Here is a 12,822-nt window from a genome sequence, read left to right as displayed (position 1 = left end):
GCCACGTGTACCCGTGACCCCGCCCGGCTCGCGGGTACCTGGACGCCCGGGCGGGCCGACCCGACGACACCTTCACCGCACACCCCTTCCGTGCGGCCGGCACGGCAGGGGTGAGTCCCCGCGCACGCGATGCGGCGGACCGCGGCCGAAGGTCCCGGTAGTCGAGGGCCACCGCCCCATGCGACCCGGACCCCGGCAGGCACGGCCCACACCTCCGACCGCCCGCCCACCACGCTTCACACTTCACACGCACAGCTCACGGGGGAGTCACGCTGATGACGGTTTCCGACGCCACGCCCAACCCGGCGAACCTGCCAGTCGCGGTCGTCGGAATCGCCTGCCGGCTCCCCGGAGCACCCGACGCCGCCGCCTTCTGGCAACTGCTCCGCGACGGCCGGGACGCCATCACCGACGTCCCCGCCGACCGCTGGCGTACCACCGGGTCCGCGACCGGTTCCGACGAGGCGCTGTTCGACCCGGACCCGACCGCCCCCGGCACCATCGCCACCCGTCGCGGCGGCTTCCTCGACCAGGAGCAGATCAGCCACTTCGACCCCGGCTTCTTCGGCATCTCGCCGCGCGAGGCCGCCGCCATGGACCCTCAGCAGCGGCTGATCCTGGAGCTGAGCTGGCACGCCCTGGAGGACGCCGGGATCCTGCCCGACCGACTCCAGGACAGCCGCACCGGCGTCGTGATGGGCGTCATCACCGACGACTACGCCACCCTCCAGCGGCGCGGCGACCTGGCGGCCCTCAACCGGCACAGCGTCACCGGGCTCCACCGCAGCATGATCGCCAACCGGGTCTCCTACACCCTGGGCCTGCGCGGACCCAGCCTCACCGTCGACGCCGGCCAGGCATCCGCCCTGGTCGCCGTCGAGACCGCCTGCGAGCAGCTGCGACGGGGCGAGACCACCCTGGCCCTCGCGGGCGGCGTCAACCTCAACCTGGCCCCGGAAGGCTCGGTCGCCCTCACCAAGTTCGGCGGACTCTCCCCGGACGGCACCTGCTACACCTTCGACGAACGCGCCAACGGCTACGTACGTGGCGAAGGCGCCGGCGTCGTCGTGCTCAAGCCCCTGCACGCGGCCCTCGCCGACGGCGACCCGATCTACTGCGTCATCCGCGGCGGGGCCGTCAACAACGACGGCGGCGGCGAGAACCTCACCACTCCCCACCAGCCCGCCCAGGAAGACGTCCTGCGGCGCGCCTACGAGAACGCCGGGGTGGACCCCGCCGTCGTCCAGTACGTCGAACTCCACGGCACCGGCACCAAGGCCGGCGACCCGGTGGAGGCCGGCGCCCTCGGCACCGTCCTCGGCGCCGCCCGCCCCGCCGACGCCCCGCTGCTGGTCGGCTCCGCCAAGACCAATGTGGGCCACCTGGAAGGCGCCGCAGGCATTGTCGGGCTGATCAAGGCCGCGCTCTGCCTCAGGCACCGGGAGTTCGTGCCCAGCCTCAACTTCCAGGCCCCCAACCCCCGGATCCCGCTGGACCGGCTGAACCTCCGGGTCAACACCCGGCTCGTCCCCTGGGACGAGCCCGCCGACCACCACCCCCGCACCGCCGGCGTCAGCGCCTTCGGCATGGGCGGCACCAACTGCCACCTGGTCCTCACCGAAGCCCCGGCGGCCCCCGAGGCGCCGGCCGCGTCGCCGGTGCCGGCGGAGGCTGGTGAGTCGGCGCTGCCGGTGGTGCCGTGGGTGGTGTCGGGCAAGTCGGCGGCCGCGCTGCGGGCGCAGGCGGAGCGGCTGGCGTCGTTCGTGGGCGAGCGGCCGGAGGTGCCGCTCGCGGATGTGGGCGTGTCCCTGGCACGGACCCGATCGGTGTTCGAGCACCGTGCGGTGGTGCTGGGTGCGGACCGGGCGGGGCTGCTGGAGAACCTGGCAGCGCTGGCCGAGGGTCGGGATGCCTCGGGTGTGGTGCGTGGTGTGGCGGGTGCGGGGGAGCGGTGTGTCTTCGTCTTCCCTGGTCAGGGTTCGCAGTGGGTGGGGATGGGTGCCGCGCTGCTGGACTCCTCGCCGGTGTTCGCCGAGCGGGTGGCGGAGTGTGCGGCGGCACTGAGCGCTTTCGTGGACTGGTCTTTGGTGGATGTGCTGCGGGGTGTGGAGGGTGCCGCCTCGTTGGAGCGGGTGGATGTGGTGCAGCCCGCGCTGTGGGCGGTGATGGTGTCGCTGGCGGAGGTCTGGCGCTCGTACGGGGTCGAGCCGGCGGGGGTGATCGGGCACTCGCAGGGTGAGATCGCGGCGGCGGCGGTCGCCGGGGCGCTCTCCCTGGAGGACGCGGCGCTGGTCGTCGCGCTGCGGTCGAAGGCGCTGTTGGCCCTGTCGGGTCTGGGCGGCATGGTGTCCGTGTCCCTGCCGCACGAGGCCGTATCCGAGCGGTTGGAGCGGTGGGGTGCGCGGCTGTCGGTGGCCGCGGTCAACGGAGCGTCGTCCGTGGTGGTCTCGGGTGATGTCGAGGCCCTGGAGGAGCTGTTGGCGGAGTGCGAGCGGGAGGAGATCCGGGCGCGCCGTATCCCGGTGGACTACGCCTCCCACTCGGCGCATGTGGAGCGGATCGAGGGCGAGCTGCGAGAGGTGCTGGCCGGGATCACCCCCCGTACCTCCACCGTGCCCTTCTACTCGACGGTGGCGGCCGAGGCGATCGACACGGCCGTCCTGGACGCCGACTACTGGTACCGCAACCTGCGGCAGACCGTTCGCTTCGACGAGACGGTGCGGGCGCTGCTGGCCGACGGGCATCAGGTCTTCATCGAGGCCAGCGCCCACCCGGTGCTGACGGTGGGGATCGAGCAGACCGCCGAGGACGCGGACGTACCGGCGACCGCGGTCGGCTCGCTGCGGCGCGAGGAGGGCGGCCTGGACCGCTTCCTCACCTCGCTGGCCGAGGCGCAGGTGGCCGGAGCGCCGGTGGACTGGGGCACGGTGTTCGAGGGCACGGGAGCCCGGCGTACGGCCCTGCCCGGCTATGCCTTCCAGCGCCGGCACTACTGGCTGGACCCGGCGGTCCCGGCGACCATCGGAACGGCGGGCAGGGCACCCGCCCACGACGCACCGGCCGAGACGGACCCCGAGCCGGAGCACGCGAGCGCCGCGCTGCGGCAGCGGCTGGAGCGGTTGAGCGCCGCCGAGCAGGATGAACACCTGCTGGACCTGGTACGTACCCAGGTCGCCATGGAACTGGGCTACCAGGGCTCGGACGCGGTCGACGCCAAGCGCACCTTCAAGGAACTGGGCTTCGACTCGCTGACCGCGGTGGAGTTCCGCAACCGACTGAACGCGGCCACCGGACTCCGGCTGGCGACCACCCTGCTCTTCGACTACCCGACACCCATCGCGCTGATCCGGCACATCCGGGAGACGCTGTTCGGCGGTGCCGCGGTGGATGGCGCCACCGACACATCGGCGCCGTCCGCCGGGGGCGAGGACGAGCCGATCGCCATCGTCGCGATGAGCTGCCGCTACCCGGGGGACATCCACTCGCCCGAGGACCTGTGGCGCCTCGTCGTCTCCGGTGGGGACGCCATCGCCGAGTTCCCCGCCGACCGTGGCTGGGACCTGGAGAACCTCTACGACGCGGACCCGGACGCTCCCGGCAGGACCTACGCCCGGGAGGGCGGGTTCCTCTACGACGCGGGGGAGTTCGACCCGGCCTTCTTCGGGATCTCGCCGCGTGAGGCGCTGGCCATGGACCCGCAGCAGCGGCTGCTGCTGGAGACGTCCTGGGAGGCGATCGAGCGGGCGGGCATCGACCCGGCCACCCTGCGCGGCAGCCAGACCGGCGTCTTCGTCGGAGCCATGTCCCAGGACTACGGCCCCCGTATGCACGATGCCTCCGAGGACCTCCAGGGCTACCTGCTCACCGGCAACACGGTCAGCGCCGCCTCCGGCCGTATCTCCTACACCTTCGGCTTCGAGGGCTCCGCCGTCACGGTGGACACGGCCTGCTCGTCCTCGCTGGTCGCCCTGCACCTGGCCGCGCAGGCGCTGCGGCAGGGGGAGTGCTCGCTGGCGCTGGCCGGCGGTGTCACGGTGATGTCCACCCCGGGTCTGTTCGTGGAGTTCAGCCGGCAGCGGGGGTTGGCGCCCGACGGCCGCTGCAAGCCGTTCGCGGCGGCGGCCGACGGCACCGGCTGGTCGGAAGGCGCGGGCATGCTGCTGCTGGAGCGGCTGTCCGACGCCCGGCGCAACGGACACCCGGTCCTGGCGGTGGTGCGTGGCTCCGCCGTGAACCAGGACGGCGCCAGCAACGGTCTGACGGCGCCGAACGGTCCCTCGCAGCAGCGGGTGATCCGGCAGGCGCTGGCCGCTGCCGGGGTGTCGGCGTCCGAGGTGGACGCGGTCGAGGCGCACGGTACAGGCACCACCCTGGGTGACCCGATCGAGGCGCAGGCGCTGCTGGCCACGTACGGCCAGGAGCGGGATGCCGATCAGCCCCTGTGGGTCGGCTCGGCCAAGTCGAACATCGGGCACGCGCAGGCCGCCGCCGGTGTGGCGGGCGTCATCAAGATGGTGCTGGCGATGCGGCACGGTGTGCTGCCGCAGACCCTGCACGTGGACCAGCCGTCCCCGCACGTGGACTGGTCGATGGGTGCGGTGGAACTGCTCACCGAGCAGCAGTCCTGGCCGGAGACCGGGCATCCGCGCCGCGCGGGTGTCTCCTCCTTCGGGATCAGCGGCACCAACGCCCATGTGGTGTTGGAGCAGGCGCCGGTCGAGTCGGTCGAGCCCGTCCAGGGAAGCGAGCCGGTGCCGGTGGCTGATGGGCTGGTGCCGTTGCCGTGGGTGCTGTCCGGTGTTTCGGAGGCGGGTCTGCGGGGGCAGGCGGCGCGTCTGCTGGAGCGTGTCGAGGCCGATGCCGAGGTGTCGGTGGGCGATGTGGCGTATGCGCTGGTGAGTACGCGTTCGCGGTTCGAGCATCGTGCGGTGGTGCTGGCCGCGGATGTGGCCGGTTTCGCGGCGGGGCTGGCTGGTCTGGCTGCTGGTGAGCCGTTGGCCGGTGGTGTGGTCCGGGGTGCGGTGTCGTCGGGTAAGTCGGCGGTGCTGTTCTCGGGGCAGGGCAGCCAGCGGCCCGGGATGGGTCGTGAGCTGTATGCGGCCTATCCGGTGTTCGCGGATGCCTTTGACGCGGTGTGCGCTCGGTTCGATGGTGTGCTGGGGCGGTCGCTGCGGGAGGTGGTGTTCGCGGAGGCGGGCACCGAGGACGCCGAGCTGTTGAACCAGACGGCGTTTACGCAGTGTGGTCTGTTCGCGCTGGAGGTGGCCCTGTTCCGGCTGGTGGAGTCCTGGGGGGTTCGTCCGGACTTCGTGGGCGGGCATTCGATCGGCGAGTTGGCTGCCGCGCATGTGGCGGGCGTCTTGTCGCTGGATGACGCGTGTGTGCTGGTGGGGGCGCGTGGTCGGTTGATGCAGGCGTTGCCGGCTGGTGGTGCGATGGTGGCGGTGCAGGCTGCTGAGGCTGATGTTCTGCCGTTGCTGGTGGGGCGTGAGGCCGAGGTGGGTATCGCGGCTGTCAACGGTCCGGTGTCGGTGGTGCTGTCCGGCGTTGAGACCGCTGTCCTTGAGGTCGCTGAGAAGCTTGCGGCTTCCGGTGTGAAGACCAAGCGGCTGCGGGTGTCGCATGCGTTCCATTCGCCGTTGATGGAGCCGATGTTGGCGGAGTTCGCGGCGGTGGCCGAGGGGTTGTCGTATGCGGCCCCGTCGATCCCGGTGGTCTCGAATGTCACTGGCGAGATCGCCTCCGCTGAGGAGCTGTGCTCGCCCGGGTACTGGGTGCGGCATGTGCGGGAGGCTGTGAGGTTCGCGGCGGGTGTCGAGGCGTTGGCGGGTGCCGGGGCTTCGATGTTCCTGGAGCTGGGTCCGGATGGAGTGCTGTCCGCGATGGGCCAGGACTCCTTGCCCGAGGCGGTGTTCGCGCCCGCGCTGCGTGCGGACCGTGAGGAGGTCCAGGCACTGTCCGAGGCGCTTGCCCAGGTCTTTGTGCGGGGTGCCGTAGTGGACTGGGTTGAGGTGCTGCGTGCTGCTGGGGTGTGGGGTCGGCGGGTCGAGTTGCCGACCTACGCCTTCCAGCGGGAGCGGTTCTGGTTGGAGCCGGTGGCGGTCTCGGCGGATCGTGGTGAGGCGGTGGATGCCGGGTTCTGGGATGCGGTGGAGCGTGGGGATCTTCCCGCGTTGGCCGACACCTTGGCGTTGGACGGGGCTGCTGAGGCGGGTGAGTCGCTGGCGGCGGTGTTGCCGGTGCTGTCGGCCTGGCGTCGGCAGAGTCGGGAGCGTTCCCGGGTGGAGGGCTGGCGCTACCGCACCAGTTGGTCGCCGGTGGCCGAGGCGAACGCGGGTGCCGCGCTGTCCGGGCGCTGGCTGGTGGCCGTACCGGCCGGGCTCGCCGAGGACACGTGGGTCGACGCCTGCCTGCGGGAGCTGGGCAACGAGGGCGCCGAGCTGACGCGTGTGGAACTGGCCATTGCCGATCGCGCACGCCAGGCAGACGCGTTGCGTCAGGCCGAGGAGGGCGCAGGCGCGCCCTTCGACGGGGTGCTGTCGCTGCTGGGGCTGGCCGAGGACCGTATCGAGGGGCTCTCCTCGGTGCCCTCCGGCCTGGCACTGACGCTGAGCCTGGTGCAGGCGCTGGGCGACAGCGGGATCGAGGCTCGGCTGTGGTGCGTCACCCGGGGAGCGGTGACGACCGGGGCGGCGGATCCACTGCGCAGCACGGTTCAGGCGGCGTTGTGGGGCATGGGCCGGGTGGCGGCCCTGGAGTACGCGGACCGCTGGGGCGGTCTCGTGGACCTGCCCGAGACCTTGGACGCGCGCATCGTGGGCCGGCTGGCCGCCGTGCTCGATGGTGCGACCGGCGAGGACCAGTTGGCCGTACGCCCCTCCGGCGTCCTGGCGCGGCGGCTGGTTCGCGCGGCGTCCGCTCAGCCGACGGAGGCCTGGCGTCCGTCGGGGAGTGTGCTGGTCACGGGTGGTACGGGTGCGCTCGGCGGACATGTGGCCCGGTGGTTGGCGCATGCCGGTGCCGAGCACTTGGTGCTGGTGAGCCGCAGTGGCCCGGCCGCCGAGGGTGCGGAGGAGTTGCGGGCCGAGCTGTCCGAGCTGGGTGCCCGGGTGACGGTCGCGGCCTGTGATGTGGGTGATCGGGAGGCGTTGGCCGGGGTGCTGGCCCGTATTCCGGCGGAGTTCCCGCTGACCGGGGTGGTGCACACCGCGGGCGTGCTGGATGACGGTGTTCTGGACGCGATGACGCCGGAGCGCTTCGAGACGGTGCTGCGGTCCAAGGCGGAGGCGGCTCGGCATCTGGACGAGCTGACCCGTGAGATGGACCTCTCGGCGTTCGTGCTCTTCTCGTCCTTCTCGGGGACGGTCGGGGCTGCTGGGCAGGCGAACTACGCGGCTGCCAACGCCTATCTGGACGCGTTGGCCGAGCAGCGTCGGGCCGCGGGTCTGCCCGCGACCTCGGTCGCCTGGGGCCCCTGGGCCGAGGGCGGCATGGCGGACGCCGTGGCGGACCGGTGGCGTCGGCACGGCCTGCCCGCCCTGGACCCGGCGGCAGCGCTGCTCGCCCTGGGCCAGGTCGTCGGGCAGCCGCATGCCGCTCCGGTGATCGCGGACGTGGATTGGGAGCGGTTCGCGGAGACCTTCGGAGATGGCGCGCCCCACCGACTGCTGGACGCACTCCTGCCCACCACGCGGCAGCAGCCCACCTCGGCCGAGGACGGGGGACCGGCCTCCGCGCTGCGTCAGCGCCTGGCCGGGCTCTCGTCCGCCGAGCAGGAACGCACACTGCTGGAACTGGTGCGGGGCCAGGTGGCCGCCGTGCTGGGCCACGCGAAGGCGGAAACGGTGGACACCGGCCGGGCCTTCAAGGAGCTCGGCTTCGACTCGCTGGCCGCCGTCACCCTGCGGAACCGCCTGAACGCCGCCACCGGCCTGCGCCTGCCGAGCACCCTGCTCTTCGACCACCCGACGGTGGTCGCGGTGGCCCGGCAGCTGCGTACCGAGGTGCTGGGCGCGTACGGCGACGAGCGCGCGTCGGCCGTCACCTCGGCGGTGACCCTGGGGGCATCGCCCAGCGGCCAGGCTGGGGACGAGCCAGTGGCCATCGTGGCGATGAGCTGCCGCTTCCCCGGGGACGTCCGTACCCCCGAGGAGCTGTGGCAGCTCCTGGTCTCCGGCCGGGACACCCTGACCGGCTTCCCCGAGGACCGGGGCTGGGCCCTGGAATCCCTCTACGACGCGGACCCTGACCGGCCCGGCACGAGCTATGTGACCGAGGGGGCCTTCCTCCGCGACGCCGGCGACTTCGACCCGGGCTTCTTCGGCATCTCGCCGCGCGAGGCCGCTTCGATGGACCCGCAGCAGCGGTTGCTGCTGGAGACCAGCTGGGAACTGTTCGAACGGGCCGGAATCGACCCCGAGGCCCTGCGCGGCAGCCAGACCGGCGTCTTCGTGGGCAGCAACGGCCAGGACTACGGCAACAACCTGCGGCAGACGCCGGACGGTGCCGAGGGCTACCTGGTGACCAGCAGCGCGGCCAGTGTCGTATCGGGCCGCATCTCCTACACCTTCGGTCTTGAGGGCCCGGCCGTCACCGTGGACACCGCCTGCTCCTCCTCGTTGGTGGCCCTGCACCTGGCCGCCCAGGCGCTGCGGCAGGGCGAGTGCTCGCTGGCGCTGGCCGGTGGTGTCACGGTGATGTCCACACCCGAGCTGTTCGTGGAGTTCAGCCGGCAGCGGGGGCTGGCGGCCGATGGCCGCTGCAAGCCGTTCGCGGCGGCGGCCGACGGCACCGGCTGGGGCGAGGGCGTCGGCGTACTGCTGCTGGAGCGGCTGTCCGACGCCCAGCGCAACGGCCACCAGATCCTGGCGGTGGTGCGCGGCACCGCCGTCAACCAGGACGGCGCCAGCAACGGTCTGACGGCTCCGAACGGCCCGTCCCAGCAGCGGGTGATCCGCCAGGCTCTGGCGGCGGCCGGTGTGTCGGCCGCCGAGGTGGATGCGGTGGAGGCGCACGGCACCGGCACCAAGCTGGGTGACCCGATCGAGGCGCAGGCGCTGCTGGCCACCTATGGCCAGGACCGTCCCGAGGACCAGCCGCTGCTGCTGGGCTCGGTGAAGTCCAACATCGGGCACACCCAGGCCGCTGCTGGTGTGGCGGGTGTGATCAAGATGGTGTTGGCGATGCGGCATGGTGTGCTGCCGGAGTCGCTGCACGTGGATGAGCCCTCGCCGCATGTCGACTGGTCGGCGGGTGCCGTCCGGCTGCTGACCGAGGCCACCCCCTGGCCGGAGACCGACCGGCCTCGCCGATCGGGTGTCTCTTCCTTCGGCGTCAGCGGCACCAACGCGCATGTGGTGCTGGAGCAGGCCCCGGTGGTGAAGGCGGCCGAGAGTGGCGCCGGTGACTCGGTGCTGCCGGTGGTGCCGTGGCTGGTGTCGGGCAAGACGGAAACCGCTCTCCGGGCCCAGGCCGAGCGGCTGCTGTCTTTCGTGGGTGAGCGTCCGGAGGTGTCGGCGGCAGACATTGGGCATTCTCTGGTGGCGACCCGGGCCGCCTTCGAGCACCGTGCGGTGGTGCTGGGTGCGGACCGTGCCGGGCTGCTGGAGAACCTGGCAGCGCTGGCCGAGGGTCGGGATGCCTCGGGTGTGGTGCGTGGTGTGGCGGGTGCGGGGGAGCGGTGTGTCTTCGTCTTCCCCGGTCAGGGTTCGCAGTGGGTGGGGATGGGTGCCGCGCTGCTGGACGCGTCCCCGGCCTTTGCCGAGCGGGTGGCGGAGTGCGCTGCGGCGTTGAGCCGGTTCGTGGACTGGTCGTTGGTGGATGTGCTGCGGGGTGTGGAGGGTGCCGCCTCGTTGGAGCGGGTGGATGTGGTGCAGCCCGCGTTGTGGGCGGTGATGGTGTCGCTGGCGGAGGTGTGGCGCTCGTATGGGGTCGAGCCGGCGGGGGTGATCGGGCACTCGCAGGGTGAGATCGCGGCGGCGGCGGTCGCCGGGGCGCTCTCCCTGGAGGACGCGGCCAAGGTCGTCGCGCTGCGGTCCAAGGCGCTGTTGGCCCTCTCCGGTCTGGGCGGCATGGTGTCCGTGTCCCTGCCGCACGAGGCCGTATCCGAGCGGTTGGAGCGGTGGGGTGCGCGGCTGTCGGTGGCCGCGGTCAACGGCGCGTCCTCGGTGGTGGTCTCGGGTGATGTCGAGGCCCTGGACGAGCTGCTGGCGGAGTGCGAGCGGGAGGAGCTCCGGGCCCGTCGCATCCCCGTCGACTACGCCTCGCACTCGGCGCATGTGGAGCGGATCGAGGGCGAGTTGCGGCAGGTGCTGGCCGGGATTACTCCGCGTACCTCCACCGTGCCCTTCTACTCGACGGTGGCGGCCGAGGCGATCGACACGGCCGTATTGGACGCCGACTACTGGTACCGGAACCTGCGGCAAACCGTTCGCTTCGACGAGACGGTGCGGGCGCTGCTGGCCGACGGGCATCAGGTCTTCATCGAGGCCAGCGCCCACCCGGTGCTGACGGTGGGGATCGAGCAGACCGCCGAGGACGCGGACGTACCGGCGACCGCGGTCGGCTCGCTGCGCCGCGAGGAGGGCGGCCTGGACCGCTTCCTCACCTCGTTGGCCGAGGCGTACACCGCCGGTGCCCCCGTGGACTGGCGGAAGGCATTCGAAGGCAGCAGTGCGCGGCCGGTCGAGCTGCCGACCTACGCCTTCCAGCGGCAGCGGTACTGGGTGCATCCCACCCCGGCCGCCGGTGACATGGGGGCCGCTGGGCTGGGCTCGGCGGATCATCCGCTGCTGGGTGGTGCGGTGGCGTTGCCGGAGTCGGATGGCTATCTGTTCACGGGGCGGTTGTCGCTGCGTTCGCACGGTTGGTTGGCCGATCACGCGGTGCTCGGGCGGGTGTTGCTGCCGGGGACGGCGTTCGTGGAGCTGGCGTTGCGGGCGGGGGACGCGGTCGGCTGCGACCGGGTGGCCGAGCTGACGCTGGAGGCGCCACTGGTGCTTCCGGAGCAGGGCGCGGTCCAGCTCCAGGTGGCGGTCGGTGGGCCGGAGGACGCCTCGGGGCGTCGTGCGGTGAGCGTGTACTCCCGTACCGAGGGCGGTGTCGACCCACGGGAGTCGGGCCAGGGGGCCGAGCAGGCGTGGACGCGGCATGCGAAGGGTGTTCTGGACTCCGCCGGGCAGGTAGCCGCGCCCGAGTCCCTGGTGGTGTGGCCGCCGGTGGGTGCCGAGGTGGTGGAGCGGTCGGGGTTCTATGAGCGGTTGGCCGGGATGGGCCTTGGGTACGGGCCGGTGTTCCGGGGGCTGGGTTCGGTGTGGCGGCGTGGGGACGAGGTGTTCGCCGAGGTGGCGTTGCCGGAGTCGGAGCGTGCCGAGGCGGGTCGGTTCGGGGTGCATCCGGCGCTGTTGGACGCCGCCCTCCACGCCGGCCTGGGCACCGTCTTCGGGGCGTTGGACCAGGTGCGGCTGCCCTTCGCCTGGAGCGGGGTCACCCTGCACGCCACCGGTGCGTCCACGCTGCGGGTGCGGCTGGCCGCGTCGGGCGGCGACGCGGTGTCGGTGCTGGTGGCGGACCAGGCCGGGACGCCGGTGGCCTGGGCGGACTCCTTGGTGACGCGTCCGGTCTCGGCCGATCAGCTCGGCGCCGGCGGCCCGGCCGCCGAGTCGCTGTTCCGGGTGGACTGGGTGAAGGCCGCGGTGGACGGTCGGGTGCCGGGCTCGCTCGGCCCGGTCGCGGTGCTCGGGGACGAGGACGTCCTGGGGCTGTCCGCCCTGCTCGCCTCGGCGGGGGCCGAGGTGGCGTCGTACCGGGACCTGGCGGCGCTCGGCCGCTCGGTGGAGGCCGGCGGGGTACCGCCCGAGCTGGTCTTCGTGCCCTTCGCCCCGGCGGGCGGCGACGATCTGCCGGGTGCGGCGCGCACCGCCGCGTACCGCGCGCTGGATGTGCTCCAGGCGTGGCTGGCCGACGGCCGGCTGCCGGACTCCCGGCTGGTCCTGGTGACCCGCCGGGCGGTGGCCGCCGCGGCCGGTGAGCAGGTCGACGACCCGGCATCGGCCACCGTGTGGGGCCTCAGCCGCTCGGCGCAGTCGGAGAACCCGGACCGCTTCCTGCTGCTCGACCTGGACCGGCGCGACCCGTCCGCCGATGTCCTCGCCCTGGCCCTGAGCACCGGCGAGCCGCAGACCGCGGTGCGCGAGGACGGGGTGCTGGTGCCCAGGCTCGCCAAGGGCGGTGCGCCGTCCGTGCTGGCGGTGCCGGCCGAGTCCTGTGCCTGGCGGCTGGAGCCCGGCGCCGACGGCACCCTGGAGGGTCTGCGGCTGGTCGACTCGCCGGCGGACGCGACCGAGTTGGGCGAGTACCAGGTGCGGTTGGCGGTGCGGGCCACCGGGGTGAACTTCCGGGATGTGCTGATCTCGCTGGGGATGTACCCGGACCAGGCCGAGCTGGGCGGTGAGGGTGCCGGTGTGGTGGTCGAGGTCGGTCCCGGGGTGTCCGGGCTGGCCGTGGGCGACCGGGTAATGGGCCTGCTGTCCGGTGGTTTCGGCCCGTTGGTGGTCGCCGATGCCCGGATGCTGGTGCGGATGCCGGAGGGCTGGACCTTCGCCCAGGCGGCCTCCGTACCCGCCGTGTTCACCACCGCGATGTATGCCTTGCGTGATCTGGCTGGGGTGCGGGCTGGGGAGTCGTTGTTGGTGCATGCGGCTGCTGGTGGTGTGGGGATGGCGGCGGTGCAGTTGGCGCGGGCGTGGGGTGTGGAGGTGTTCGCGACGGCGAGTCCGTCGAAGTGGGGTGTGGTGCGGGCGTTGGGTGTGGATGAGGGGCGGG

General features: G+C 72.7%; 1 protein-coding gene. It reads left to right on the top strand.

Translation table 11 applies throughout. From position 1 onward, the window contains the following. Nucleotides 1-275 precede the first annotated feature (275 nt). On the top strand, nucleotides 276-12,822 hold a 12,547-nt coding region (locus E4099_RS33060), incomplete at its 3' end, for a type I polyketide synthase (RefSeq protein WP_167828418.1).

Source organism: Streptomyces palmae, from assembly GCF_004684805.1.
Classification (GTDB): Bacteria; Actinomycetota; Actinomycetes; order Streptomycetales; family Streptomycetaceae; genus Streptomyces; species Streptomyces palmae.
The sequence above is the reverse complement of the archived record's forward strand: the minus strand, read 5'-3'. Positions and strand labels throughout refer to the sequence as shown.